Raw genomic sequence first — 25,485 nt, forward strand, 5'->3', positions numbered from 1 at the left:
CGAGCGACCGCCCGGTGGTACCAGGACACGATGGACGTGAGAGCTGGGGCGCCCTCCCGGGATCCTGCGCGCACGGCGCTGCTGATCATCGACATGCAGAACGACTTCCTCGCGGAGGGAGGCGCGTTCTCGAAGCGCCACTGTGATCCGCACCAGCTCGCGCAGACCGTGGCCTGGCTCGCGCGCGCGGCGCGAGCGCAGGGGCGGGTCGTGGTGTGGGTGACGTCGGTCTACGGCGAGATCGACGCGGCCCCGGACGCGCTCCGCGGACAGACGCACACCGGCAGCGCGTGCTGCGCTCGCGGCACGTGGGGCGCCGAGCTGTTCCCGGCGCTCGTCCCGGTGCGCGCCGAGCGCCCCGCGGGGACCGCGGAATGGCATGTCGAGAAGCGCTGGTATTCGGCCTTCCGTGAGACCGAGCTGCACGCCCGGCTGGCGCAGGCGGGCGTGACCGGCGTGGTCCTGTGCGGCGTCGCGACCAACGTGTGTGTCCTCGCCGCCGCCCGCGACGCGCGCCGGCTCGGCTATGACGTCGACATCCTCGGGGACGCGACCGCGGCGGGGACCGCGGGCAAACACGCCGTGGCGCTGCGCGAGATCGAGGGCCTCGGCGGCCGGCGCCGCAGCTGGGCCGACCTGCTCTCCGACGGACCCGGGCCGGTGCACATCGCCGGTATCGGCGCGGGCGAGACGGCGCTGTGGTGCGGCGCCCTCGACGAGCGCCTCGCCGGGGACGCCGGCGCCTTCGCCGCCGTCGAGCGCGAGGTCGCGTGGACGACGATGCGCCACCGCGGAGGGGAGGTGCCCCGCCTGGTCGCCATCCAGGGCGAGCGCTCGCCGGACGGCGCCATGCCGCTCTATCGCCACCCGGCCGACGAGCAGCCCGAGCTCTGCCCCTTCACCCCCGCCGTCGACCGCATTCGCAGGGAGGTCGAGCGCCGCGTCGGGCACCCGCTCAACCATTGCCTGCTCCAGCTCTATCGCACGGGGCGCGACTGGATCAGCGAGCACTCCGACAAGACGCTCGACCTCGCGCGCCCGTCGTTCATCGTCAATGTCTCGCTCGGACGACAGCGCACCATGGTGCTCCGGCCCAAGCGCGCCGAGGACGGCAATGCTGTACAGAAGGTCCCTCTGCCGCACGGCTCGCTGCTCGTCATGGACCTGGAGACGAACCGCCGACTCTATCACGCCATTCGCCAGGAGGGGGACACGGAGGGTGAGGGAGGCGGCCCGACGCCGCCCTCGCGCATCTCGCTCACGTTCCGGCACATCGGCACGTTTCACGATCCGGCGACCGGCGCTGTCTGGGGCGTCGGCGCGCCCGCGTCCCATCGCCCCGAGGCCGAGGCGCGCGCCCGAGCCCGATCCGCGGTCCCCGAGCCGGAGCGCGAGGCGGCGGAGCGCGGCGAGGCAGAGCGGATGTTGCAGCTCTTCCGCGCCGAGAACATCGACCCCACCTTCGACGTCGCCGCGTACCGCCCGGGCTTCGAGGCGCTCAATTTTCGCACGCTGCGCACGGCGCAGGAGCCCGGAGGCGACCGATGAGCGCTCAGCGCACGGTGTATTTCGTGAACGGCTCGATCTCGAGCTGGCGCGTCCTGATGGCGGCTCACGAGAAGGGCCTCGCCTTCGAGCCGCGCCGCCTCCGCGTGATGCGGGAGCCCCGCGAGACGCGCACCCCGGAGTTCCTGGCCCTCAACCCGCGCGGCCAGGCCCCGGTGCTCGTGGAGCCCGACGGCGCCGTCATGAACGAGTCGCTGGCCATCCTGACGTACCTCGAGCTGCGGTATCCCGACCCGCCGCTCCTCCCGCCGCTCGCCGAGCCCGGCGCGCTCGCCCGCGCGCTCGCCTTCGCGCAGGAGTCCGAGGCCACGGCGTGTGTCTACGACCCGCTGGAGGGCCTCTTCGAGGCCGGCCCCGAGGCCGTGTCGCCGGACCGGCGAGCAGCCATCCTGGGCGCGCTCTCGGGCGTGGAGCGGGAGCTCGCGCTGTGGGATGCGCGGGCCCAGAAGACACAATTCATCGCGTCGGACGCCTTCACGCTCGCGGACTGCGCGTTCTACCCCGTGCTCGCCTACATGCAGCGGCGCGGGCTGTCGCTCGCCGGTCATCCGGCGCTCGACGCCTACGAGCGCCGCGTGCGCGGTCGGCCTTCGGCGGTGGCCTCGTACCCCGAGGGCTGGTCCCACGACCGGGCGCGCCCCGACCTGTTCGCGCAGGCGCGCGCGCTCGCCGCCGCGACGTAGCGCGGCCGCCCCGCTGGCCGTGGGGTGAAGGCGGCCTGTTCGATGCGTGGATAGGTCGGCGATCGTATCGCCCTCGCGCACAGGCTCGAGCTCACGAACCAGAGATCCGAGGTGATCGATCGCGTTCGCCGAACTCTCGTTCATCGATACGCCCAGCAGCAGCAGATAGAGGGACCGATCACGATCTCGCGGTCCCTGGAGTCCTGACGCCGAGGGGCTTGGCTTCAAGCAAAGCGCTGAAGGGCGACCGGCTCGAGGATCCTTGTGAACGGTCACACCGGGTCGAGCTACCGCCCGGTTCCGCAGGGGTGGCGTGAAAGCGGCTCCTTCGGTTCACGGATAAATGTATTGAGGGACGAACTTCAACGATGCGGCGCTTCATTCGGGCTAAAGTTGATCATCATCACTAAATCTTCCGGAGCCGTCATTCGACCGGGACTCATCGGACAGGATCGATCGCCGTCCCGTTGTGCGGTGAGCTGAATAGTTGCACTACCCTGTGCTTGACATGAAAGCGCGCTTGGACGTCTTATTGCGCCGCGATACCAGCTGCCGTTCCGGTGAGCGCAAATCCAACCGATGAACGTTGATTATGCTCGCTCCAGGAGGTCCATCCATGCGAACGCTTGCCACTCGAACCGCCCGCGTTGCCCTCGGTCTCTGCCTCACGGCCGCTGCCTGCGGGCAGTCCGAGCCGAACGTCTCCGGGCAAGGAGGTGCGGGCGGCGGCTCGGACGGCTCGGGCGGCGAGAGCGCGACCAGCAGCGGCGACACGACGTCGAGCTCCAGCTCGGGCAGCGGCACGGCGTCGAGCTCCAGCTCGAGCGGCGGCACGACATCGAGCTCCAGCTCGGGCGTCGATACGACGTCGAGCTCCAGCTCGGGCACGGGTCCGGACGACACCCCTGTCGAGAACGCGAGCGCCGATTGCGAGGTCGCCGCCCTGCCGGAAGCGAGCGCTCTACCCAAGGTCTCCAAGTTGCCCGACCCGTTCACGAAGCTCGACGGAACCAGCGTTTCCACGAAAGCAGAATGGCACTGCCGGAGGCAGGAGATCCGCAAGCAAGCCGAGAAGTACATCTACGGCGAGAAGCCGACGCCCGACGTGGTGACCGGCACCGTCACCGAGAACAAGATCTCCGTGCACGTGGAAGCCCAGGGCAAGAAGATCGACTTCAGCGCCGACATCGTGCTGCCCTCCAAGGGGGAAGCGCCCTTCCCCGCGATCATCAACGTGGGCGGGAAAGGCGGGTTCGGTGGCATCACGCTGGGTGAAAGCCGCATCCTGGATCAAGGTGTCGCCGTCATCTACTACAACCACAATGAGATCGGCAGGGAGGGCACAGCGGAGCAATCCAGAGGAAAACCCAACCCGGGGAAGTTCTATGATATCTACGGCGGTGATCACTCGGCGGGCCTCTTGATGGCATGGGCCTGGGGCGCCAGTCGGATCCTCGACGTCATCCAGGCGTCGGGAGGCGACATCATCGATCCGACCGGGATCGGCGTCACGGGGTGCTCGCGCAACGGCAAGGGAGCATTTGCCATCGGCGTCTTCGATGATCGGATCGCCTTGACGATCCCCCACGAGACGAGCACCGCCGGCGTGCCGGCCTACCGCATCGCCGACGTGCTGGGCAAGGAGCGGACGGACCACAACTACTTCGGGCTGAACTGGCTCAGCAACAATTTCGAGCCATTCGTCTTCAAGAACAATGCCTCGAACGCCGTCAAGCTCCCGATTGACACCCACGCCCTGATCGCGATGATGGCGCCGCGCGGCCTGCTCGTCCTCGAGAACCCGCACCAGGCTCAGATGGGCGCCCCCGCCGGTCATACGGCGACAGCGGCCGGAGCGGCGGTCTACAAGGCGCTGGGCGTGGAGAAGAATGTCAGCTACCACTCGAAGGTCGCCGAGACGGCGCATTGCTCTTACAAGAACGAATACACCGATGTCCTCGCCAAGAGTATCGCCAGATTTCTGAAGCACGAGGGCGAGGCGCCCGGTGAGTTCGTCGTGGGCTCGGGCGGCTCGCTCAGCATGGCGGACTGGGTGGACTGGCAAGCCCCAACGCTGGAATGATGGCGCTGTTCGGGGAGCGCGATCGTCCCTGAGCCGAGGTGCGCGCAGAGCGGGGTGCAGGTTCGTGTGATTCGGGCTCAACCGCCCCGCATCACCCCGGGCGGGGCGCGGGCTGCACCGTGGCGACGCTTCGTGTCTGAATCTGCATCCACCGAGCGGTGGTGACCGCGGCCACGAGCGCGACGATCGTGGTGACCAGGAGCGGCGCGGCGCCGTCGCCGGACATGTGCGCGCGAGAGACGTTGTCGAGGTGGATGCCGAGGTGCGCGGCCCACGCGACGAGCACGCTGCCGCCCGATCGGAGGTGCAGCGCCGTCATCAGCACGCTGAGCGACGTGATGAACAGGAGGCTGAGCGCCCACGACCACCTCCCCAAGAGCATCCCGCGTGGGGCTCACCGCCCGCGCGTGCGCTCGAGCAGCGAGCGCAGGATCTCCTCCGCGTGCGTCCACAGCAGCGACCCTCCCGCCTCCGGGAGCACGCGCCGCTCGGCCGCGCGCAGCCGCCCGGCGAGCGACGCCCCGAAGTCCGGCGAGTGCACCGTGCTCGTGTCCCGCGCGCCGTACCACAGGTCGACCGGCGCGCGGATGCTCCCCGGATCGAACGGCCACGGGCTCATCGTCAGCACCGTGTCGCGCGCGTAGCCGGCCGGCCCCTGCGAGAACGCCTCATCCATCGCGCGCCGGTAAGCGCGCTCGAACACGGGGGCGGTGTACACCGCGCGGTCGACGTCCGCGAGCGTCGAGATGACGAAGCCCCACATCGCCTCGGCGCTGAACCCGCAGAAGAACGCCTCCGCGCGCCCTGCGTCGGTCGCCACCAGCTCCACGAGCCGCCGCACGTCCGGCGCCAGCGCATCGGCGAACACCGGATTCGCCAGCTCATCGGTCCCCGCGACCACGGCCACGCCAGCCACGACGCCGGCCGCCGCGCAGGCCAGGGCGAACGGCGCGCCCGCAGAGAACCCGACGGCCGCCACGCCGGACAGCCGCCGCGCCTCTAGGAAGCGCCGTATGTCCTGCGACCAGTCGCCGAGCGTGCGGCCCGGGGCCTCGTCCGACGCCCCGAGCCCCGGGCGATCCACGGAGATCAGCCGCACGCCGAGCCCGTCGACGACATCGCCCCCGAACCCCATCGACCGGCTCGTGGCGCCGCCGGGGCAGAGCAGCACGGGGATGCCGTCCTCCGGTCCCCACTCCGCCCAGCCCAGCCGCCGGCCGTCTGGAAGCGCCGTCTCCCCGAGCCGGACCGGCTCCACCACGCCGCTGATCATGGCCCCAGGGTAGTTGACCTGCACCGAGGATGCCAGGCGCCCCGCGCGTGTCGGGAAGGCGCGGAGACCGACCGGGGTCAGGACAATGCGGAGCGCACGTGTACGTGCTGCGCGGTTCCGCATGGAGCTGCCACGGACTCCCGTGGTAAGGTGATGGTGTCAGGGGGGTGGATGGTGGTGAATTTGTGATCGAGCCCGCGCCGGCCTCCGGCACACAAGTGCGCATGGATCAATGGCTCGATGGCGCGCCGGTCGGGGAAGGGGACAGGCCATGATCGCGGTCGCCGAGCCGGGCACACGCTCCCTCAGCGACGACGAGTTCGTCCTGTTCCAGAAGCTCGTCAAGCGCCTCTCGGGCATCTCCCTGGGCCCGCAGAAGAAGCCGCTCGTGCTCTGCCGACTCGGGCCCCGGCTCCGCGCGCTCGGACTCCGCAGCTTTGGCGAGTACTACCGCCGGGTGACCGCGGCGGGCGGTGAGGGTGAGCTCGTGCACATGCTCGACTGCATCTGCACCAACGAGACCCATTTCTTCCGGGAACGCGAGCAGTTCGAGCTCCTCGAACGCGAGATCCTCCCGGCGTGGGAGAAGAGCGCGGGCCCCGGCTCGCCGGATCGCGGAGCGCCCCGCGCGCGCGTCCGCCGCCCGCTGCGCGCGTGGAGCGCGGCCTGCTCGACCGGGGAAGAGCCCTACTCGATAGCGATGACGCTGCTCGACAGCCTGTCCTCCTCCGAGCACAGCGGCGCGAGGGCTGATCGCGCGCCGCGCAGGGCAGGCGGCGCGCCGGCGGGCGTTCCGGGGATCGGCGTCCTGGCGACGGATCTGTCCGTCCGTGCGCTCGAGCGGGCGCGATGCGCGGTGTGGCCGATCGATCGGGCCTCGGAGATCCCGGACGGGCGCCTGCGCGCCTACATGCTCCGCGGGACGGGCGCAAGCGCGGGCCTGATGAAAGCCGGGCCGGAGCTGCGCCAGATCGTCACCTTCCGGCGCTTCAACCTGCTCGACGCGGCGCCCGAGCGATTCGGCCTGTTCGATCTGATCTTCTGCCGGAACGTCTTCATCTACTTCGACGCCGCGACGAAGGCGGAGATCGTGGCGAAGCTCATCGCCAGCCTCGCGCCCGGAGGGTACCTGTTCCTCGGGCACGCCGAGGGTCTCCACGGGACGGACCCCCGCGTGCGATGCGTTGCCCCGTCCGTTTATCGGCTCCAGCCCCAGGCGGGGCTCAAGGGGAGCCGGATCCAGTAGCGCTCCTGCGGGACGTTGCTCCTGAACAGCAGCTCGTCCGACGGAGCCTCCCTCTCTCGAGGAGACCCGCGACGCCGCTCGACGGCGCCGGTGCGCGGTGCGCTGTCAGGGATGGATGTTGAGCTCGTAAACGCCGGATTCCTCGATCGCGCCGTCGACCACGATGACGATGGTCTGCCCTGCGTCGAGCGACACCGTGACCTCCGACGTGAACAGGTGCAGGTCGTCCCCGAGCACGTCGTCGCTGCACGCGATCTCCTCGCCATAACAGTCCCCGTCGAAGACGGCGAGCACGGTGTCGTAGTCGGAGCCGACCGTATCGATCGTGTACGTCCCCGCCTCCGGCGCGGTGAACAGATAGGCCACCTCAGGCGCGTCGAAGCCGCCGCAGCTCGCGTCCACCTTGGCCAGGCTCCCCTTGGTCGTCCCCGTCGCGGTCTGGGAGGCGAGGGGGGCGAGCTCGATGGGTTTATCGCACGTGCCGGTGCCGTCGAACAGGTCCACGTTGAGCACGTAGTCGCCCTCCGCGCCGTGGCTGTCGACGCTGATCAGGGCGGTCTGGCCGGCGTCGAGCCACACGAGCTTGCTCGAGTCCCTGCTGTCGTTGACGCAGGCCATCTCGTCGCCTTCGCACCCGCCGTCGCGCACGGACAGGACCGTATCGATCGTGGAACCCACGGTGTTCATGCGGTAGAAGCCATCTGCAGGCGCGGTGAAGCTGTACGTCGCCTCGCCGCCGGGCACCGTGGCGCAGGAGGGCGCCAGGAGATCGGCATAACCCTCGGTGCTGCCCGTGACCGACTGCGGGACCACGGCGGCGAGCGCGAAGCGAGGGCACGGCGGCGCCTCCCGCTGGGTGATGTGGAGCGCGTACTCGCCGCTCGCCGACACGCTGTCCACGGAGACGATCACCGTCTGGCCGGCGGCGAGGAACAGGCTCGCCCGCGAGTGGGTGATGACCCCCGCGGGGTCCACGTTGTCATTGCACCTGAGCGAGGGGCCAGAGCACGAGCCCTTCAGCACGTCCAGGACCGTATCGAGCGCCGAGCCCTCCGTGTCGAAGATGTAGAGCGCGTCGGCCGGCGCGGTGAAGCGATAGGTCGCCTCGGGGGCCCCGCGAGAGGCGCAGTCCGGCGCGAGGTGATCGGCGAGATCCGCGGTCGTGCCCGTGACCGTCTGCGGCACCGTCGAGCCGAGATCGATGAGCGGGCACTGCACCTCGTCGACCTCGAGCCGGTAGTCGCCCGTCGGGCCCGCGGTGTCCACCACGAGGATGACCGTCTCGCCGGCCGCGAGCGAGAGCGTGATGAGCGCCGGCTCGAACAGGCCGTCGACACACGCGATGAGATCGCCGGCGCACGAGGCGCGGCGCGCCTCCATGAGGACGGGGAAGCTCGAGCCGCTCGCGTCGAACGTGTACATGCCCTCGCGCGGCGCGGTGAAGCCGTAGGTCGCCTCGCCCCCGGTCGAGAAGGTCGCGCAGGCCGAGATCAGGTTGCGGAGGTGCTCGTTGTTCCCGGTCACCGTCTGCGGCAGGGTCGCGCCGATCTGGACGCCCGGGCACGGAGGGGCCTCGACGATCTCCAGCGTGAAGCTCGCCAGCGGGCCGGCCGGATCCGCCACCGCGACGAGCACCGTCTGACCGGCCTCGAGCGTCGCGAACGCGTTCGACTCGCCGCTGCCGTAGCGGCAGTAGAGCGAGCGGCCCGTGCACGAGCCGCCGTCGCGGAGCTCGACGATCAGGTCCGACGGGGCGCGCGCGCTGAACACGTACGTGCCGTCCGACGGGGCCGTGAACGTGTACGTGGCGTCCGGGGTCGCGCCGATGTCGCAGTCGGCGGACACCGTGTCCTCGCGCAAGACGGTCGTGCCCGTCACCGTCTGCGGGACGACGGGATCGAGGGCGGTCGGCGCGCACTGGACCGGCCCGGGCTCGGCCACGCGGAGCGTGAAGTCGCCCTGCGCGCCGCCCGCGCCGCTCACCACGACGAGGATGCGCTCGCCCTCGGCGAGATCGACGGAGATCTGCGACTGGACGCTCCCCGCGTCGTCATTGCAGGCCAGCTCCTCGCACGTGTCCGCCCGCAGCGCGCCGAGCGCCGTGTCGTACGAGGCCTCGAAGGTGTCGAACAGGTACGTCCCCGCGTGAGGCGCCGTGAACAGGAACGCCTGATCGGCCGCGCCAGGCTCCGAGCAGGTCAGCCAGCGGCCGTCGTCGGCGCCGATCGTCGTGCCGCTCACCCGCTGCGGGACGGCGGAGCCGATGTCCTGGGAGGGCTCCGCGCTGCACGCGCAGGTGCCGCCCTCGCAGGGGCGCCCGGGGTCGCAGGCGCGATCGCACCGGCCGCAGTGCTGCGTATCCGCGGCGAGGTCCACGCAGCTGCCGGCGCAGTCGGTGAGGCCCGGGAGGCAGGTCTGCCGGCAGACGGATCCGGAGCACGCGCGGCCTGGCGGGCACGGCGCGCCGCACTTGCCGCAATGGTCCGGGTCGGTGCGCGTGTCGACGCACGCGTCGCCGCAGCGCTTCACGTAGCGGCCCTCGCGGCACTCGGCTGGCTCACCGCCGCCGTCACCGCCGTCGCCGTCACCGTCACCGCCGTCGCCGCCGCCGCCGCCGAGCCCCAGCGGCGCGCAGGCGCCCTTCACGCACGCCTCCCCGGCCCGACATTCCTGGCCGCACGCGCCGCAGTGCTCCGGATCGGCGTGCAGCGCCACGCAGGCCCCGCCGCAGACCGAGTAGGGAGCCTCGCACCGCGGCGCCGGGGCGTCGTCGTCGCCGCCGCACGCGGACACCGCCGAGAGGAGCGCGGCAGGCAGCCAGAGCGCGGCGCTCGAGAGCGCGCGCCCGAAGCGAAATCCGTGTCTGTTCATCGACATCCCCCTGCGGCACGCGCCGTCGGCGCGCGCGAGCCGGCGGAGAATGCGAGCGCCTCTCCGACGTTCGGCTCCCGGGCTCCGCGCTGGTGGTTGATGGCTGACGTGGCCGCTCCGCTCATCCGCCCCTGTCGTCGAGGGCTCGCTGCGCCGGCCGGCGACCCGACGGCACCTCGGCCGGGTAGGCCGCTCCACGATCGTGCCTCACGTCGCGAAGCGAGGTCAAGGCGCGCCGTCCGGCAGGCTCTTCGATAAGGCGAGCCCGCGCGCCGCGCCAGCTCCAGCTAGAGAGCGACAACCGCCCCACCCCTTGCTAGAACCGCCCGCATGTCGCGGCCCGCGCGCCCTGAAGTCCTCGCTCCCGCCGGTGACCGCGCCGCCATGGAAGCCGCCGTGCGCGGCGGGGCCGATGCCGTCTACTTCGGCCTCCGGGGTGGCGCCGCGGGCGGCGGCGCGGCGTCGCCCTTCAACGCCCGCGCGCGGGCCGCGAACTTCGACGCGGCGGAGCTCGAGGAGGCGGTGCGCTTCCTCCACGCCCACGGCGTGAAGGGCTACGTCACCCTGAACACGCTGGTGTTCGACGACGAGCTCCCGGCGGTCCGCGGCGCGATCGAGGCGTGCGCCGCGGCCGGCGTCGACGCGGTCATCGTCCAGGACCTCGGGGTGATGCGCCTCGCGCGGGCGATCGCGCCCGGGCTCCCGATCCACGCCTCCACGCAGATGACCTGCACCGACGCGGCCGGCGTCGAGCTCGCGCGATCGCTGGGCGCCGCGCGCGTCATCCTCGCCCGGGAGCTCTCGCTCGACGACATCGCCGCCATCCGCCGGGCGACCGACGTCGAGCTCGAGGTCTTCGTCCACGGCGCGCTCTGCATCGCCTACTCGGGGCAGTGCTTGACGAGCGAGGCCATCGGCGGCCGCAGCGCCAACCGCGGCGCCTGCGCCCAGGCCTGCCGCCTGCCGTACCGCCTCGTCGTCGACGGCGCGCTGCGCGACCTCGGCGACGCGGCCTACCTCCTTTCGCCGGAGGATCTCGACGCCACCGACGTCATCCCCGACCTCGTCGCGCTCGGCGTCGCCTCGGTGAAGATCGAGGGGCGCCTCAAGGGCCCGGAGTACGTCGGCGCGACCGCGCGGCTCTACCGCGCCGCGATCGACGCGGCGCTCGGCGAGGGGGCGGGCCCCGGGGTCACGGACCGGGAGGCGGCGCTCCAGGCGTTCTCGCGGGGCTCGGGCCCTGGCTTCCTGCGCGGCGTCGACCACCAGCGCCTCGTCGACGGCCGCACCTGCGATCACCGCGGCATCGAGGTCGGGGAGGCGCGCGGCGTCGCGCGCCGGCGCGGCCACGAGGTCGTGGTCGTCCGCGCCGCCCGGCCGCTCGCGCGCGGCGAGGGGATCCTCGTGGAGGGCGGGTTCGCCGGCGAGGGCGAGATCGGCGGCCGCATCTGGGGCCTGTGGGCGGCTGGCCGCGAGGTCGAGCGCGCGCCGGCGGGGGGCGACGTCGAGGTCTGGCTCGGCCCGGACCGGCGGCTGCCCGAGGACGTGCTGAGCGGCGCGCGGGGGCTGCGCGGGCGCCGGGTCTTTCGCACGAGCGACCCCGTCGCCACGCGCGCGGTCCGCGAGGCGCTCGACCGCGCCCAGCGCCGGGTGGCGATCGACGTCCGCCTCGAGGGCCGCCTCGGCGAGCGCCCGCGGCTCTCGGCGGCGACGGAGGGCGGGGCGTCGGCCTCGGTCGAGGTCGACACCCCGCTCGGCCGCGCCGATCGATCGCCGCTCGACGAGGCCACGCTGCGGAAGCAGCTGGATCGCCTGGGCGACACGCCGTTCGCCCTGCGCGGCGTCGGGCTGTCGCTCGACGGGCCCGCGCTCGTGCCGCCGTCGGCGCTCAACCGCGCGCGCCGGGCGCTCGTCGCGGCGCTGATCGAGGCGTCGCACCGCCCCCATCCGTCGGCGCCGCTCTCGGCCGAGGGGCTCGTCGCCGGGGTCGCTCCGCCGGACGCGCCGCCGCCGGCGCCGGGCCTCTTCGTGCTGTGCCGCAACGTCGCGCAGGCGCGGGCGGCGCTCGACGCCGGCGCGAGCGGCGTCTACCTCGATTTCCTGGAGATGGTCGGCCTCGGCGCCGCGGCGCGCGAGCTGATGGCGGCCGGGGCCTCCGTCGGGGTGGCGCCCCCGCGGATCCGCAAGCCGGGCGAGGAGAAGATCGACCGGTACCTGCTCTCGCTCGGGCCGGCGTCGATCCTGGTCCGCGGCCTCGGCGCGCTGCTCGACGCCACGCCGGGCGTGCCCCGGATCGGCGATTTCTCGCTGAACGTCACGAACAAGCTGGCCGCGCGCGAGGTGCTCTCGCGGGGGCTCGCCGCGTTCACGCCGTCGTTCGACCTCGACGCCGCCCAGCTCGAGTCGCTGCTGGACTCGCCGTTCGGGCCGTTCGCCGAGGTGGTGGTGCACCACCCGATGCCGCTCTTCCACATGGAGCACTGCGTGATCGCGGCGACGCTGTCCGAGGGCAAGGATCACCTCACCTGCGGCCGCCCGTGCGAGCAGCACGCGCTGTCGCTGCGGGACCGGGCGGGCATGGATCACCCGCTCGAGGCGGACGTGGGGTGTCGGAACACGGTGTTCCACGCGGCGCCGCAGAGCGCGGCGCACCTCGTGCCGAGGCTCGCGAGCTGCGGCGTGCGGCGGTTCCGGATCGAGCTGGTGCGGGAGGACGCCGAGGGGGCGCGGCGGGTGGTGGAGGCGTACCGGCGGCTGCTCGCCGGGGAGGTGGCGCCGGCCGAGGTCGCGCGCGGGCTGCGGGCCGAGGGCAGCTACGGGGTGGTGCGCGGGTCGCTGCGCGTGCTGCAGGCGTGAGAGGTGCGGCCATCGCTCGGCGTGCCCTCCTCGTCATCCAGTGGAAGCCCTGTTCGACCGAGCAGAGCGCGAGAGCGACGTCTGCGAGAACGGCAGCGTTCGCTTCGACGACCGTTATGGCCATGTGGCGGATTGCTATTGGCACTGCGGTACAGACGGGAGCGGCGAGGAGGTCACCTGCTTCCAGCCCGACACGAGCGACGCGACGCGCTGCGCGGAGTGAGCGCTCAGAACACGAGCACCTCGCCGCCTGACGCGAGCTGGCACGCGCCGTCCTGGGGATCACCGCCGGTGCGGAGGATCTCGGACGGCTCCGGCTCGCGGTAGACGCCGGAGAGCGCGATGTCGACCATGCGCAGGATCGCGCGATCGAGCTTGGTGACGAAATAGCAGGGGATCGTCGGCTCCTTGTGCGCCCCGCCAACCCCGGAGTCGTCCGTCAGGAACAGGTATCGGCCGCCCGTGAGCTGCGCGGCAGAGCGCATGCTGAGCTCGGTGAGCTCATCCACGCCGCTCGACGCGACGGGATAGACAGCCACCCCGAGGTCCTTCAGGGCTCGTATCCCGCTCGCCATCGCCGCGGCGTTGCTGTCGTGGTGGGGCGCGTCCGCGACCCAGAAGGCGAGGCGCGCGGTGTCGCCGCCCGTGCGCCACGAGAGGTCGGCCGCCTTGGAGAGCGCCATGTCCGGCGCCTCCGGGAAGTCGCCGCCGCCGCCGGCCGCCTGCTCGGCGAGCTTCTCCTGGAACTCGTCGGGATCGGAGCGGAAGTCGAACCACCGGACGATGTAGTCGTCCTCGGTGTCCTTGTACAGGACGAGCGACCAGCGCTGCTGGGCGTTCGGGTACCTGGCGAAGATGGAGTCGGACAGCGCGATGAACTCCGTCTGGAGATACGTGATCTCGTCGCTCATGCTGCCGGTCGTGTCGATGACGAGCGAGACGTCGAGCGTCTCCTTTTTTCCTGGAGGCGCCGCGAAGAGGCTGTGCGCGGCCTGGTGATCGGCCTCGGTAATGGGCAAGAGGCCCGGGAGCTGCTGCGAATAGAGCGTGCTCCGGTACGAGAGGAAGAAGTCGAAGTTGCGATTGTCGTCCCAGGCGCCGGCGGTGAGCGTGCCAGGATCGATGCTGGCGCCGCCGCCTGCGCCGCCTGCGCCGCCAGCACCGCCTGCGCCTCCGCCGCCTCCTGTGCCCAGGCTTCCGCCGGGGGAGCCTTCGCTCGGAGGACCGACTCCATCCGACACACCTCCCGAAGCGGCTGAGCCGACCGCGGCGCCTTCGCCGAAGCTCGCATCGGGGACAGCGCCGCCGCCCTTCCCCGGGATCTCCCCGTCGCCGCCCTCTGCTGAGCTCGGGCCGCCCGAGCACGCTCCCAGCGCGAGAAGGCCTCCCACCATGAAAGCGAAGCGGAAACGGGTGTGCATCGGGATCTCCTTGGCCGCCAGGGTCGTCACGTGCCGACGTCGGACGCGGCCGGGGACGCCGTGATGCACGGCGCGTACCGGGTAAGATATGAATAATTTCATATGCTTACGTGGATGCGCGTGGTGCGTTCTGTGCCAAGGCGCGCCGGGGCGCGCCGAGGAGCAGCAGGCGCGCACCCCTGGGATCGCCGCCGCGGTTGTGGGTGACGTCGACGTGACGCGCTGCGCGAGAGACCTCAGGAATGGACGCGTCATGGACTCGTTGACCCTTCGCGCCTTCATACGTCTCGACCGCGTGCTGCACGCCCGCCTGCTGGAGCGCGTCGATCAAGCGCTGTTTCTGCTGGTCAGGGAACGAGGCGTCCTCGACCGCGCCCGCCACGTACACGCGCGCGCGGATCCGCGGCGCCAGGAGCTGCGGGCTGTCTGGATCGTCGGTCGCCAGGTTGCCGCCGTGGTAAGACGCCGCCGCGATCACGCGATCGTCTTCAACGTGACTGTAGCTCGTGACATCTGTTCGTCCTGCGTTTGGCGTGTGGATTACTCTCCTCCTCTCGCCTTGGCGAGCACAGTTGTCGTTCTGCGCCTCGAGCAGCGGAGTTGCTGATCTGCTGCTTCCCAGGCAGCAGCGTCGCCCATCTCCGGGTGAAGCGGCGACGACCCCCGGACGTCGCGCTCGATGGTGTCGCAGATGCGCGTGAGAGGCAGCCGGCCGTCCGGCTCGTGGCCGGACGGGTCGAGGCGCGGCCCCGAAGGCGGCATGTGATCGTTCACATGGCCGATGTCAACTCGAAACGGCCGCCAGCGACCGTCCTTGCGCCCCGATGGCAGACAGGTCTCCTCCGGAGCGCCGCGTCAAGAGGGGCGGGCATCGGGCCGCCGTCACACAGGCGCTGCAGCGCCGCCACCTCCGGCGCGTGGCGGAGCGACCTCGATCTGGCGATGCGGAACGCCACACCCCGCGTCGCGCGCCCGCCGCCGACGCGGTAAGGCGCCCGCGCCTCTTGCCGCGGCGCTCCGGAGAGCCCCGCCAGCCTCGCGCTCCCTCGGGCTCGGGGACCCTGCGGACCGGTCGTTTGGAATTGACGTTGCTCATGTGATCGTTCACATTGCCGCCGAGGGGTATCCTTGTTGCTGCGCCTTGCTCGGGTCGCCACGCGTACCGAGGCATTCGTCGTCTGATCGATACTTTGCACCAGCTCCGTTCGCTCGGTCGTCGCGGAAGCGATCGCCGAACGATGGAGATTGGCATCGAGCCGAGGGTGCTGCACCGGAGAACACCGCATCCCGCGCTTGTTCGGCGGTTGTCGTGAGATCTCGAGTGCTGTTCACCGGAGATGATTCCTTCAAAGATCCGGCAGCGCTGGCGACGCCGGATGACAACCGTCGGGGCGGCGTGATCTATGTTGAAGAACATGAACCCACAAAACCACGTGTCACGGAGGATGTTCCTGGCCATCCTGGGCTCGGCGTCCGTCGCCGCCGGCTGCTCCCGCGAGGAGAGCGAGGCCGCGCGCGACGCCCAGAAGCCGGCGTCGAGCGCCGAGGCCGCAGGGCGGAAGCCGAAGGCGCTGACCGAGATCGTCGTCGGCTTCTCGCAGACGGGCGCCGAGAGCTCCTGGAGGATCGCGCACAGCAAGTCGATCCAGGCGGAGGCGGAGAAGCGCCACGTGCAGCTCCTCTTCGCAGACGGTCAGAACGTGCACAACAACCAGGTCAACGCCGTCAACGGGTTCATCACCAAGGGCGTCGACGTCATCGTCATTGCGCCGCAAGAATCTGTGGGCTGGAAGCCCACATTGAAGGAGGCCAAGCGCGCCGGGATCCCGGTGGTGCTCACGAGCCGGGGCGTGGACGCGGAGGAAGATCTGTACGAGACGGTGATGGTCGCGGATTTCGTCTGGGAGGGGCGCCGGGCAGGGGAGTGGCTCGCAAAGCAGACGAACGGCAAGGCGCGGATCATCGAGCTCGTGGGCACGCCGGCGGCGGACGTGGCGGTGATGCGCAAGACCGGCTTCGCCGAGGCCATCGCGAAGCATCCGGACATGAAGATCATCGCGAGCCAGAGCGGTGACTTCACGCGCACCAAGGGAAAAACGGTGATGGAGACGCTGCTCTCGGCCCACAAGGGCGAGATCAACGCCGTCTACGCTCACAACGACGACATGGCGCTCGGGGCGATTCAGGCGATCCAGGCGGCAGGGTTGAAGCCCGGGCAGGATATCCTGGTGATATCGATCGACGCCGTGAAGCCGGCGTTCGAGGCCATGATGGAGGGGAAGCTGAACGCGACGGTCGAGTGCAACCCCATGCACGGCCCCCTGCTCTTCGATACGATCGACAAGATCGTGCGTGGTGAGAAGGTGCCGAAGCGCACGATCGTCCCTGGCCAGATCTTCGAGCGCGAGCAGGCAGCGGCGGCCATCGGCTCGCGGCCCTACTGAGGGAAGGCCTTGCTCTCTGTCGAGGGCCTCAGCAAGTCCTTCCCCGGCGTTCGCGCTCTGCACGACGTGCACGTCGAAGCGCGCGCCGGCGAGATCCAGGCGTTGATGGGGGAGAACGGCGCCGGCAAGTCGACGCTGATCAAGCTGCTCACCGGCGTCTATCCTCCCGACGCCGGGACCTTGCGCCTCGGCGGTGCGGTGATCCGGCCGACCTCTCCCCGCCACGCGGAATCGCTGGGGATCAGCGCGGTGCACCAGGAAATCAGCCTGATCCCGCACCTCTCCATCGCGGACAACATCATGCTGGGCCGGCAGCCTCGGCGCTTCGGCCTGATCGACCGGCGCGCCGTCCGCGCGAAGGCTCGTCAGGCCCTCGCGCGCCTCTCGCTGGATCTCGACGTATCGCGATCGGTGGCGGCGCTGCCCACTGCGCTGCAGCAGATGGTGGCGATCGCCCGCGCGCTCGCCGTGGACGCGCGGATCCTGATCCTGGATGAACCCACCTCCAGCCTGGATGAAGCGGAGACGCTGCGGCTCTTCGACGTGATGCAGAGGCTGAAGGCCCAGGGGTTGGCGATCCTCTTCGTGACTCACTTCCTGGATCAAGTCTACGCGGTCAGCGATACGATCACGGTGCTCAGGAATGGCTGCTTGGTCGGGCAGTACGCGAGCAGCGCGCTGCCTCGCCTGGAGCTCGTTCAGGCGATGCTGGGCGTCGAGCCTGGCGCGAAAGGCAGTGCCGCGCCGGGCGGCGCTGCCGGTCCGGGAGGGGCGGCGAGCGCCGCTGAGCCGGCGCTCGCCGCGCGCGGCCTCGAGAGAACGGGGGTCATCGGGCCGATCGAGCTCGCGCTGCGGCCCGGCGAGGTGGTGGGGCTGGCGGGGCTGCTCGGCTCTGGCCGAAGCGAGACCGCCAGGATGCTCTTCGGGATCGAGCCCGCAGATCGCGGTGAGCTCGCGGTGAACGGACGTGCGACCGAGATCAAGACACCACGGCACGCGATCCGGGCCGGCCTCGCGTACTGCCCGGAAGACCGCAAGGTGGATGGCATCATCCCGAACCTCTCGGTGCGAGAGAACCTCGTGCTCGCCTTGCAGGCCTCCCGGGGGGCGCTGCGGGTGCTCCCGCGCCACGAGCGGGATCGTCTGGTCCAGCACTACATCAAGGCCCTCAGCATCAAGACGCCGTCCCCCGAGACGCCCGTCAAGCTGCTCTCGGGCGGCAATCAGCAGAAGGTGCTGCTCGCGCGCTGGATGGCCATGCAGCCGCGGATCATGCTGCTCGACGAGCCCACGCGCGGCGTGGACATCGGCGCCAAGCTGGAGATCGAGGCGCTGGTGAGGTCGCTCAGCGAGAAGGGGGTCGCCACGGTCTTGATCTCATCGGAGCTCGAGGAGATCGCGCGCAACTGCTCCAGGGTGGTGGTCTTGAGAGACCGCAAGCAGCAGGGCGAGCTCGCGGGAGAGTCCGTGACGCCTGCGTCCATCATCCAGTCTATCGCCCATCAGAAGGAGGCGCCGCCCGATGCTTGAGAAGATCACGGAAGCGGCGCGCACGAACGCCAACCCCACCGGCATCGGGATCCTCCTCTTCATCGGCTGTGCGAGCGCCCTGCTGCTCGTGCGCGGGCGCCGCGAGGCCTGGCCTTTGCTCGGCCTCCTGGCGCTCCTTCTGTTCAACTCCGTCCTGTCCAAGAATTTCTTCTCCATCGTCGAGCGCGACGGGGCTTATTACGGGACGCCCATCAACCTGCTCAACCAGGGCTCGGAGGTGATGCTCCTCGCGATCGGCCTGACCCTGGTGATCGCCGTCAGGGGCATCGACCTGTCGGTCGGCTCGGTCATGGCGTTGTCGGGCGCCACCTGCGTGATCCTGATGAAGGAGGCCCACTGCGGGCCGCTCCTGGCTGCGTTCTTGTCCCTCGCCGTCGCCGGCGGCGTCGGTCTGTTCAACGGCGCGCTGGTGACGGCGCTGAACATCCAGCCCATCATCGTCACCTTGATCAGCATGGTCGGTGTCCGCGGCGTCGCCATGCTCATCACCCGCGCCGAGCCCGTGACGCACACGGATGCGACGTTTGCGTTCATCGGCAACGGTCACGTCGGTGGCTTGCCGTTCTCCATGGTGCTTGTGGCCGCCGTGTTCGTCGTCGCCGCGCTGCTCTGCCGGAGGACGGCGCTCGGTCTGTTCATGGAAGCGATCGGCGACAACGAGCGGGCGAGCCGGCTCGCAGGCGTCAGCGACCGCCGCATCAAGCTCTGGTTGTACGGCTTTTCGGGCCTGTGCGCCGGCATCGCCGGGCTCGTGGCCGCCTCGTACATCTCCACGGCCGACCCCGATCGCGTGGGGCGCCTGCGGGAGCTGGACGCCATTTTCGCCGCGGTGATCGGCGGTACGGCGCTCACCGGGGGGCGCTTCTATCTGGGGGGCACCCTGATAGGAGCGTTGTTGATACAAACGCTCTCCACCACGATGTACATCCAGCACGTCCCCTCCGAGATCGAGCCGATGCCCAAGGCCGGCGTGATGCTGCTCAGCTGTCTGCTGGTCTCGGAGGAGTCGCGCCGGCGGCTCGTCGAGCTGCTCGGGCTCAAGCGGTGGCAGTAGCCATGCTCCGCTGGGATCGGCGGGATCTGCCGCTCGTGGTGACCGCGGTCCTCCTGATCGCGCTCTACTCGGGGGTGCTGGTCTGTTACGACACGGCGCGTAGCCTGCGTTTCCTTGTCGACCTGATCAAGGGGAACGCGGCGATGGGCCTCTGCGCGGTGGGCATGACCTTCGTCATCCTGTCGGGGGGGATCGACCTCTCGGTCGGCTCCGTCGTCGCGCTCACGACCGTGCTCGTCGGTACGCTGGTGGCCGGTGGTTGCCACCCGCTGTTGGCGTTCTGCATCGGCCTCGCGGTGTCGGTCGCGTTCGGCGCCATGACGGGGCACCTGATCCATCGTTTCTCTCTGCCCCCGTTCCTGGTGACGCTCGCGGGCATGTTCTTCGCCCGCGGCGCGGCGTTCCTCGTCAGCATGCAGCCGATCGGCATCGATCACCCTGTGCTGGACTGGATCGTCGATGAGCTCGGCTTCGCGCTGACGATCCCGGGCCTGGACCGGACCTGGGTCCCGGCGACGGCGCTGTTGTTCCTGGTCGTCCTCGTGCTCGGCGTGATCCTCGGCCGTAGCACGAGCTTCGGCCGGAACGTCCTGGCCATCGGCGGGGACAGGCAGGCGGCGCTGCTCATGGGGGTGCCGCTGGGCGCCACGACGGTGGGTCTGTACGCGTTGTGCGGCTTGTGCGCGGGCCTCGGCGGGGTCACGACGGCGCTGATCGACAGCGCCGGAAAGCCGAACATCGGCGCCGGCATGGAGCTCGAGGCCATCGCCTCGGTGGTGATCGGCGGAACGCTGCTGACCGGGGGGGCTGGCAGCGTCGTCGGCACCGTGATGGGCGTGATGATCACGGGCATCGTGCGGGCGGTGATCAACCTGGATGGACGGCTGCCGTCGCCCTGGCACCACATCAGCATCGGGCTGCTGCTGCTCGTCTTCATCGTCATGCAGCAGGTCCTGATCCGCTCGGCCCCCGCAGCCAGGGGGGTGGAGTACGGTCGTCATTCATGAATGTGGAGAGCGAGGAGCGATAGAATGAACGAGGCCAAGCGAATTCTGGTCACCGGGGCGGCGGGCAAGGTCGGCCAGACATTCATCCGCAGGTTCCTGTCGAACCCCGCGTTCGAGGGGTGGAAGGTCCGCGCGCTGTGCCATAACCGCATGCTGGAGCGGACGGCGCGCGTGGAGGTGCTGCGCGGGGCCATCGAGGACAGGGCCGTCGTCAACGAGGCGACCGAGGGGGTGACCCACGTGCTGCACCTGGCGACCAGCAAGGAGACCCCGGAGAGCATCATGGACGTGGCCGTCAAAGGCATGTTCTGGCTGCTGGAGGCCTGCCGCGTCAGCCCTGCGTTCGAGCAATTCATCCTGGTCGGGGGCGACGCCGGGATGGGCCACTTTTTTTATCCGCACCCCGTCCCCGTCACGGAGGCGCAGCGGCACAGCGCCTACCCGGGTTGTTACGCGCTATCCAAGGTGCTCGAGGAGGTCATGCTCGAGCAGTACTACATTCAGTATGAGCTCAACGGATGCTGCCTGCGCGCGCCGTGGATCATGGAGAAAGACGACTTCAAGGCGCAGCTATCCTTCGGGGACGACGTGTTCGGAGGGCCGAGGTGGCGCGATCTGGTCGGTACCGAGGCGGCGGAGGGGTACGTCCGCTCGGGCGCCGTGCCGGTGATGCTCGACCGCCACGGCGAGCCGGTGAAGCGTAACTTCGTGCATGTGGAGGATCTGGTCACCGCGATCGTCAAGGCCATCAATCATGAGAAGGCGCGCCAGCAGACCTTCAACATCTGCATGGACGAGCCGGTGGACTACGGGGAGCTGGCGCGTTACCTGGAGGCGACGCGGGGCCTGCCGAGCGTGAGGGTGAAGACGCCGTTCCATTCGACTTGGCTGGACAACTCGAAGGCGAAGTTTCTGCTCGGCTGGCGGCCGCAGTACGACCTGGCGCGGCTCACGGACGCCGCCTTCGACTACGTGCGCGCGCCCGATGACCCGCGCGTCACGTGGTACCCCGGTTGATGGGCCCTGCCTCCCCGCGGCGGCCCCTTCCCGTGGTGGACGAGCCTGGCGATCACGCCGACGCCGAGCGTCGCTGCTAGGGGACGGGCCCGCCGACAAGCACCGTCGCCCGGCGGCCCGGCGTGCGCGCGTAGGCCTCCACGACGGCCCGCCCCACGCTCGCAGCGCGCCCGCGCTTCACCAGGGCCACGATCGCGCCGCCGAAGCCGCCGCCGGTCAGCCGGGCGCCGAAGACGTCCGGCTGCGCCCGCGCGCTCTCCACAAGCTCGTCGACCGCCGGCACCGACACCTCGAAATCGTCGCGCATCGACCGGTGGGACGCGTCGAAGAGCTCGCCAAGGCGGGCCAGATCCCCGGCGCGGAGCGCGGCCACGGCGGCGAGCACCCGGGCGTTCTCGGTCACGACGTGGCGCGCGCGCCGGTCGAGCGGCGCCGGCAGCGACGCGATGCGCGGCTCCACGGTCGCGTCGACGTCCCGGAGCTCCGGGACGCCGAGCGCCGCGGCCGCCTGCTTGCACTCCGCGCGCCGCGTCTTGTAGTCGCCGCTCGCGTGCTGGTGAGCCACCCCGGAGTCGACGACGAGCAGCTCGGCCTCCGCGGGCAGCGGGATGCGCTCGAACGCGAGCGTCCTCGTGTCGATGAAGAGCGCCGTGCTCTCGTCGGCGAGGCTCGCGGCCATCTGATCCATCGTCCCGACCGGCGCGCCCACGAAGTCGTGCTCCGCGGCGTGCGCGATCCGGGCGATCTCCACGTCGTCGATGGACAGGCCGAGCATCGACCGCAGGGCGCGGGCGAGCGCCACGAGCAGCGAGGCGCTCGACGACAGGCCGCTTCCGAGCGGCACTGTCGACTCGATCCTCGCGTCGAAGCCGGGGATCGATGCGCCCCGGCCGCGGAGGACCGCGGTGATGCCCTGCACGTAGTCGAGCCACAGCCCGCGGCGCGCCTCCTCGCCGGCGCGGAACGAGAGCAGGGCGCCGCCGTCCACGTTCGCCGTCGCGACCTGGATGAGCCTGTCTTCCCGGGGCGCGATCTCGACGCGCGTCTTCTGCGGGATCGCCGTCGGCAGCACGTAGCCGCCGTTGTAATCGGTGTGTTCGCCGATCAGGTTCACGCGCCCCGGCGCCTCGGCCAGGACCTTCGCCGGACGACCGAAGACGACCTCGAAGCCATTGCTCTTCACCGTCATCGCGGCGCACCCATGTTCACGGGGCGCAGGAAACCCAAATGTTTCCGAGGCGTCAAGCCACAACTGCGGGATCTGCGCCGGGTGTCGCCGTCCTTGATGACGAAGTCGAACGGCCGGTGCTCGTTGATGACGTCGCGGTGGTTCTTGATGTCCTGGTATGTCGAAGGGGGCGGCGAGCGAGTCACATGCTTCCAGGCCGACACGATCCTCTGAATGAGGAAACCTGCGCCCGTGGAGGAGAAGACGGAATTGATAGTCAAGCAGACTGACGCCGACATCCCCAAGCCGCCGACCGCGGCACCTGCCCCGGATCGACGGGGCAGGTGCTGACGCTCTACAACGTGCGTGGGGCGGCGGTGGCGAGCTTGGGGCGCGATCTGCGGCACACCGGCACGACGGGCCCGGGGCGCTCTATCGGTCTCTCAGGTCGTCGCGGACCGACCCAATCTGCTTTGGCTTGTTGCTCTGCGGCACGTTCTCCACCGGCTTCTTCACCCAGACACCCGCCTTGTCGGCCTTTTCGCGGACACGCTTCAGCTCGGTCTCGGCCTGCTCCTTGGCCTCCACGGCGTCGCGGAGCTTCCGCTCGGCCAACCTGAGCTGCTCCTCGCTGTCCCGCTGCGCCTTCTCCGCCACGCTCCTCGCCCAGGCCTCGCTTGCGGCCTTCAGCCACGATTGCTCGTGCTGCACCATGATCGCCCAGTTCTCGCGGGTCACCTTCACGAGGCCCATCCCCGAGACCACCAGCAGCGACAGGGCTGCGATGACCCCGGTGATGAGCCGGCGCCGCCGACGCCGCCTGTGATCGGCCAGCCGGAGCACCTCCTCCAGGAAGAGCCGTTCTCGCTCCGGCAGCTCCCCCCGGTAGCGCTTGCGAAGGCCGCGCGCCTCCTCGGCCATCTCGCCGCGCCAGAGCATGTCCACGGCCCGGTCGCTCGAATCCCACAGCCTCGCGGCCGCGCGCAACCGCTCCAGGAACACCGCGTCCTCCTGGCTCTCGTCGAGCCAGCGCTTGAGCGTCGGCCACCGCTCGATCAGCGACTCGTGCACCATCTCCACCGTGCTGCCCGCGCGGTCGCTCCCCCTCTCGATCGCCAGGAGCCGCCCGTCGGCGAGCAGGCCCACCACCCGCTCGATCGCGCCCGGATCCCCGGGCAGCTCGCAGAGCTCGCTCAGGCTGGCCACGGCGCACGTCCGCTCCGGCGTCACCAGGCGCTTCAGGACCGCTCGCGCCAGCTTCGCCTGGCGCCAGCTCATCCCGGCCAACAACGTGTCGGCGTGGCTGGCCAGCGCGCCCGCCACGCCGCCGAGCGCCTCGTAGCTCGCCCGCGTGAGCAGCCGGCGCTTGCGATCGCGCATCTCCCACAGCCTGGCTGCCGTGAACTGGAGCAACGGCAGCGCGCCGTGCGTCCTCTCCAGCGCGTCGAGGATACCCTCGACCATCGCCGGATCCTCGATCTCGTGCCGCGCCGCCTCGATCGGCCTTACCAGCGCCTCGCGCAGGTCCTCGCGCACCATCGGCCGGAGGAACACGAGGCCGCGGATCATCGCCGCCATGAAGCGCTCGTGCCCGGCCAGCCGCTCGATGAAATCCGACCGCACCGACAGGACGAGCCGCAGCGGCGACGACGCGTCGTCGGCGATGCCCTCGAGGCACGCGAGGAACGCCGCGCGCTCGTCGGCAGGGGCGCCGAGCGTGAACAGCTCCTCGAATTGATCGAGAAACACCACGAGGCGCTTCTGCGCGCGGACCGCCCACCCGCGGAGCGCGGCGCCGAGCAGGCCCGGCTCGGCGCGCAGCCGCGGGACCAGCGCCGCCCGCGCCGCCGCGGCGCCATCCGGGGCGAGCGCCTGGAGCTCGGTGCTCAGGGCCACGCCCGGCTTGGTGAAGAGCTCCGCGAGCGCCGCCATCGGCTCGCGCCCGGGCCGCACGATGAGCGCCTCCCAGCCCTCGCCGGATCGCTTGAGCGCCGGGATCACCCCGGCCCGCACGAGCGACGACTTCCCCACGCCCGACGCGCCCGCGACCGCGAGCAGCGGCTGGCTCCGGAGGCGCGCGACCACACCCGCGACATCCTGCGCGCGGCCGAAGAAGCGGTCGGCGTCGGCCTCCTGGAAGGAGGAGAGGCCGGCGAAAGGGTTCTCGTCAGCGCCGAGGTGGAGCTCCCGGCGCCCGGGCAGGAGGGGCAAGAGCTCCGCCAGGAGCTCCTCGGCGGAGGCGTACCGCTCGGCTCTTCGCTTGCGCAGGCAGCGATCGATGATCGCGCCGAGCACGCCGACCTCTGGGTGGCGCGCGCTGACCTCGGGGAGCGGCTCGTCGAGGACCGGCACGCTGAGGAGAGCCGCCCTGCTGTACGGCGCGAGCGGGTGCGTGCCGAGCACGAGCTCGTGCAGCATGATCCCCACCGCCCAGATATCGCTGGACGCGTCGATCTCCGTTCCCCACCACTGCTCGGGGGACATGTACGCCAGCGTGCCGATGATCCCTCCGTCGGCGGTGAGGTGCATGTCCTCGGCGGAAGGGCCATCGGCTGCGAGGCTCGCCTCTTCGTCGCGCAGCTTGGCGATGCCGAAATCGACCACCTTGATCGCGCCCGACGCGTCCAGCATGATGTTCTCGGGCTTGAGGTCGCGATGGACGATGCCGGACGCGTGCGCGCTCGCGAGCGCGCGCACGACGGGGGCCATCATGTCGACTGCCAGGCCGGGCGGCAGCGGCGCAGTCGACACCTCCACGCCTGCCTCCGCGGGCCTGCGCCGCTCCATCCAGCCGCGGAGGCTCTGGCCCTCGATGAACTCGAGCACCATGTACGGGTAACCGTTGTGCTCGTCCACCTCATGGATCGTCACGATGTGCTCGTGCTTGCAGCGGGCGGTGGCCTGCGCCTCGATCAGGAAGCGCTGGACCCCGAGGCTGCTCAGGCGGGTGAGGAGCTTGATCGCGACGAGGCGGGCGAGCCGCGTGTCGCGCGCGAGGAACACCACGCCCATTCCGCCCCGGCCGAGCTCGCGCAGGAGCTCGTAATGGCCGATGCGGGTGCCGGCCGAAAGCGGCGGCCTCGCCTGCGATCGCTGCGAGGGCGACGGGGCGGCCGCCGCGGTTGTCGCGTGGTCGTCCAGCGTGCGAGCGGCCGCGCCCACGCCGCCGCCCTTGACCATCGCCCTGTGGGGCAGGGGGGCTCTGGAGGGGGCTGCGGTGGCGAGCGTCGTGTTCACTCGGGCCA

General features: G+C 70.7%; 18 protein-coding genes. 11 read left to right on the forward strand and 7 right to left on the reverse strand.

Annotated features, from left to right (window positions below; all coding sequences use genetic code 11):
* Positions 1 to 30 precede the first annotated feature (30 nt).
* From WMF34_RS11550 to WMF34_RS11560, 3 genes are all read left to right on the forward strand, one after another.
* A complete protein-coding gene (locus WMF34_RS11550) occupies positions 31 to 1,548 on the forward strand; it encodes an isochorismatase family protein (protein ID WP_437993330.1) in 1,518 nt (505 codons plus the stop codon).
* Positions 1,545 to 2,249, forward strand: coding sequence for a glutathione S-transferase family protein (locus WMF34_RS11555; protein ID WP_437993331.1), 705 nt, complete (start codon positions 1,545 to 1,547; stop codon positions 2,247 to 2,249). The genes WMF34_RS11550 and WMF34_RS11555 overlap by 4 nt, the downstream gene beginning before the upstream one ends.
* 616 nt (positions 2,250 to 2,865) lie before the next feature.
* Complete coding sequence (locus WMF34_RS11560; RefSeq protein WP_437993332.1) at positions 2,866 to 4,332, forward strand: glucuronyl esterase domain-containing protein; 1,467 nt, start codon at positions 2,866 to 2,868, stop codon at positions 4,330 to 4,332.
* Between the two features lie 91 nt (positions 4,333 to 4,423).
* Here WMF34_RS11560 and WMF34_RS11565 read toward each other — a convergent pair whose 3' ends face one another.
* Together WMF34_RS11565 and WMF34_RS11570 are read right to left on the reverse strand one after the other, a co-directional pair.
* Positions 4,424 to 4,714, reverse strand: a complete 291-nt coding sequence (locus WMF34_RS11565) for a hypothetical protein (RefSeq protein ID WP_012234847.1) — start codon at positions 4,712 to 4,714, stop codon at positions 4,424 to 4,426.
* 12 nt (positions 4,715 to 4,726) lie between these two features.
* Positions 4,727 to 5,605, reverse strand: coding sequence for an alpha/beta fold hydrolase (locus WMF34_RS11570; RefSeq protein ID WP_437994628.1), 879 nt, complete (start codon positions 5,603 to 5,605; stop codon positions 4,727 to 4,729).
* A 271-nt stretch (positions 5,606 to 5,876) separates the two neighbouring features.
* Here WMF34_RS11570 and WMF34_RS11575 point away from each other — a divergent pair, with 271 nt between their 5' ends.
* Positions 5,877 to 6,851, forward strand: a complete 975-nt coding sequence (locus WMF34_RS11575) for a CheR family methyltransferase (protein ID WP_437993333.1) — start codon at positions 5,877 to 5,879, stop codon at positions 6,849 to 6,851.
* A gap of 105 nt (positions 6,852 to 6,956) precedes the next feature.
* Here the strand turns inward: WMF34_RS11575 and WMF34_RS11580 are convergent, their stop codons facing one another.
* Positions 6,957 to 9,722 carry an MXAN_6577-like cysteine-rich protein gene (locus WMF34_RS11580; protein ID WP_437993334.1) on the reverse strand — a complete coding sequence of 922 codons (2,766 nt, stop codon included), beginning with the start codon at positions 9,720 to 9,722 and terminating at the stop codon, positions 6,957 to 6,959.
* Between the two features lie 330 nt (positions 9,723 to 10,052).
* On the opposite strand from WMF34_RS11580, the gene WMF34_RS11585 reads away from it, so the two are divergent.
* Positions 10,053 to 12,578, forward strand: coding sequence for a DUF3656 domain-containing U32 family peptidase (locus WMF34_RS11585; protein WP_437993335.1), 2,526 nt, complete (start codon positions 10,053 to 10,055; stop codon positions 12,576 to 12,578).
* A 40-nt stretch (positions 12,579 to 12,618) separates the two neighbouring features.
* Positions 12,619 to 12,801, forward strand: coding sequence for a hypothetical protein (locus WMF34_RS11590; protein WP_044964635.1), 183 nt, complete (start codon positions 12,619 to 12,621; stop codon positions 12,799 to 12,801).
* Positions 12,802 to 12,805: 4 nt separating this feature from the next.
* Here WMF34_RS11590 and WMF34_RS11595 read toward each other — a convergent pair whose 3' ends face one another.
* On the reverse strand, positions 12,806 to 13,999 hold the full coding sequence (locus tag WMF34_RS11595) for a vWA domain-containing protein (RefSeq protein WP_044968290.1): 1,194 nt from the start codon (positions 13,997 to 13,999) through the stop codon (positions 12,806 to 12,808).
* Positions 14,000 to 14,105: 106 nt separating this feature from the next.
* Positions 14,106 to 14,477: a dienelactone hydrolase family protein gene (locus WMF34_RS11600; RefSeq protein ID WP_437993336.1), complete on the reverse strand. Its 372-nt coding sequence runs from the start codon at positions 14,475 to 14,477 to the stop codon at positions 14,106 to 14,108.
* A 937-nt stretch (positions 14,478 to 15,414) separates the two neighbouring features.
* Between WMF34_RS11600 and WMF34_RS11605 the strand changes: the two genes are divergently transcribed.
* The 5 genes from WMF34_RS11605 to WMF34_RS11625 are packed head-to-tail and all read left to right on the forward strand — an operon-like array spanning position 15,415 to position 21,072.
* A complete protein-coding gene (locus tag WMF34_RS11605; protein WP_157906612.1) occupies positions 15,415 to 16,443 on the forward strand; it encodes an ABC transporter substrate-binding protein in 1,029 nt (342 codons plus the stop codon).
* 9 nt (positions 16,444 to 16,452) lie between these two features.
* Positions 16,453 to 17,973, forward strand: coding sequence for a sugar ABC transporter ATP-binding protein (locus WMF34_RS11610; RefSeq protein WP_012234855.1), 1,521 nt, complete (start codon positions 16,453 to 16,455; stop codon positions 17,971 to 17,973).
* The gene (locus WMF34_RS11615; RefSeq protein WP_080598838.1) at positions 17,966 to 19,048 is read left to right on the forward strand and encodes an ABC transporter permease; all 1,083 of its coding nucleotides are present in this window, start codon (positions 17,966 to 17,968) and stop codon (positions 19,046 to 19,048) included. Before WMF34_RS11610 ends, WMF34_RS11615 begins: the two co-directional genes overlap by 8 nt.
* 2 nt (positions 19,049 to 19,050) lie before the next feature.
* Positions 19,051 to 20,055 carry an ABC transporter permease subunit gene (locus tag WMF34_RS11620; RefSeq protein WP_012234857.1) on the forward strand — a complete coding sequence of 335 codons (1,005 nt, stop codon included), beginning with the start codon at positions 19,051 to 19,053 and terminating at the stop codon, positions 20,053 to 20,055.
* 24 nt (positions 20,056 to 20,079) lie between these two features.
* Positions 20,080 to 21,072 (forward strand): NAD-dependent epimerase/dehydratase family protein, encoded by a 993-nt coding sequence (locus WMF34_RS11625; protein ID WP_012234858.1) that lies wholly within the window; start codon positions 20,080 to 20,082, stop codon positions 21,070 to 21,072.
* Positions 21,073 to 21,148: 76 nt separating this feature from the next.
* Here the strand turns inward: WMF34_RS11625 and galK are convergent, their stop codons facing one another.
* Positions 21,149 to 22,261 carry a galactokinase gene (galK, locus tag WMF34_RS11630; protein WP_437993337.1) on the reverse strand — a complete coding sequence of 371 codons (1,113 nt, stop codon included), beginning with the start codon at positions 22,259 to 22,261 and terminating at the stop codon, positions 21,149 to 21,151.
* A gap of 411 nt (positions 22,262 to 22,672) precedes the next feature.
* Positions 22,673 to 25,477 carry an nSTAND1 domain-containing NTPase gene (locus WMF34_RS11635; protein WP_437993338.1) on the reverse strand — a complete coding sequence of 935 codons (2,805 nt, stop codon included), beginning with the start codon at positions 25,475 to 25,477 and terminating at the stop codon, positions 22,673 to 22,675.
* Positions 25,478 to 25,485 lie beyond the last annotated feature (8 nt).

The sequence above is a fragment of the Sorangium sp. So ce145 genome, from assembly GCF_051525985.1.
In the GTDB taxonomy this organism is placed as follows: Bacteria; Myxococcota_A; Polyangia; order Polyangiales; family Polyangiaceae; genus Sorangium; species Sorangium cellulosum_B.

Excerpts from the sequence above, each read along its gene's own strand:
- WMF34_RS11550 (WP_437993330.1), top strand. The coding sequence starts at position 31 with ATGGACGTGAGAGCTGGGGCGCCCTCCCGGGATCCTGCGCGCACGGCG.
- WMF34_RS11555 (WP_437993331.1), top strand. The coding sequence starts at position 1,545 with ATGAGCGCTCAGCGCACGGTGTATTTCGTGAACGGCTCGATCTCGAGC.
- WMF34_RS11560 (WP_437993332.1), top strand. The coding sequence starts at position 2,866 with ATGCGAACGCTTGCCACTCGAACCGCCCGCGTTGCCCTCGGTCTCTGC.
- WMF34_RS11565 (WP_012234847.1), bottom strand. The coding sequence starts at position 4,714 with ATGCTCTTGGGGAGGTGGTCGTGGGCGCTCAGCCTCCTGTTCATCACG.
- WMF34_RS11570 (WP_437994628.1), bottom strand. The coding sequence starts at position 5,605 with ATGATCAGCGGCGTGGTGGAGCCGGTCCGGCTCGGGGAGACGGCGCTT.
- WMF34_RS11575 (WP_437993333.1), top strand. The coding sequence starts at position 5,877 with ATGATCGCGGTCGCCGAGCCGGGCACACGCTCCCTCAGCGACGACGAG.
- WMF34_RS11580 (WP_437993334.1), bottom strand. The coding sequence starts at position 9,722 with ATGAACAGACACGGATTTCGCTTCGGGCGCGCGCTCTCGAGCGCCGCG.
- WMF34_RS11585 (WP_437993335.1), top strand. The coding sequence starts at position 10,053 with ATGTCGCGGCCCGCGCGCCCTGAAGTCCTCGCTCCCGCCGGTGACCGC.
- WMF34_RS11595 (WP_044968290.1), bottom strand. The coding sequence starts at position 13,999 with ATGCACACCCGTTTCCGCTTCGCTTTCATGGTGGGAGGCCTTCTCGCG.
- WMF34_RS11605 (WP_157906612.1), top strand. The coding sequence starts at position 15,415 with ATGAACCCACAAAACCACGTGTCACGGAGGATGTTCCTGGCCATCCTG.
- WMF34_RS11615 (WP_080598838.1), top strand. The coding sequence starts at position 17,966 with ATGCTTGAGAAGATCACGGAAGCGGCGCGCACGAACGCCAACCCCACC.
- WMF34_RS11620 (WP_012234857.1), top strand. The coding sequence starts at position 19,051 with ATGCTCCGCTGGGATCGGCGGGATCTGCCGCTCGTGGTGACCGCGGTC.
- WMF34_RS11625 (WP_012234858.1), top strand. The coding sequence starts at position 20,080 with ATGAACGAGGCCAAGCGAATTCTGGTCACCGGGGCGGCGGGCAAGGTC.
- galK (WP_437993337.1), bottom strand. The coding sequence starts at position 22,261 with ATGACGGTGAAGAGCAATGGCTTCGAGGTCGTCTTCGGTCGTCCGGCG.